Below are 692 nucleotides of genomic sequence, written 5' to 3'. Positions count from 1 at the left end.
TACCTTCGTGGTTGCTGCGAAAGCTGGCTGGTGTTCAGTACTTCGCTTGGCACGTGAAAACGATGTTGAACGTCGTCTTCACAAGCGCGAGTTGGCGTACATGTCTGCCGATGAACTGCGTTCAATGTCGGATAAATCGTTGGGTGCGCTGCGTCTTGCTGTTGCAAACAATGATGACCTACGTGATGCGTTACGTTTGTCTGAAGATAATGCACGTCCAGAGCGTAAAGTTCTGTTCTACATTGCGGTTTACCAGCACCTTCGTGAGCGTATTCGTCAGGACATTATCCGCACTGATGACCCAGTAGAAGCTATCGAAGAAATGGAAGTAGAGCTAGCGCGTCTGACTGAAGAGCTAACTCAACGCGAAAACCGTCTGGCAATCAGCTCTGAGTCTGTGGCAAGCATCATCAAGAAGACGATTCAGCGTGAGCAAAGCCGTATTCGCATGCTAAACCAAGGCTTGTCGAACATCTCGTTCGGTCAGGTGAAAGGTGTGCGTCTAAACGTGAAGATCCGTGAAAGCCATGAAGTGCTATTGCATGGTCTGTCTTCGCAGCAAGAACAGCATAAAGATTTGTTTGAATCTCCACGTTTCACTTTCTCAGAAGCGATGGCAAAACTGTTCCAACGCGTGAACCCTCACATCGATATGGGTCAACGTTCTCCTCAGGTTTTGGGGGAAGAGCTAC

General features: G+C 48.7%; 1 pseudogene. It reads left to right on the top strand.

The window, feature by feature from the left end:
- Positions 1–692 (top strand): annotated as a pseudogene (mukB, locus tag R7Z47_RS24965) (chromosome partition protein MukB); the annotation flags it as partial.

The sequence above is a fragment of the Vibrio sp. 1641 genome, from assembly GCF_033339995.1.
GTDB lineage: Bacteria > Pseudomonadota > Gammaproteobacteria > Enterobacterales > Vibrionaceae > Vibrio > Vibrio alginolyticus.
Note: the sequence above shows the minus strand (reverse complement) of the source record. Positions and strands in the feature narration are given on the sequence as shown.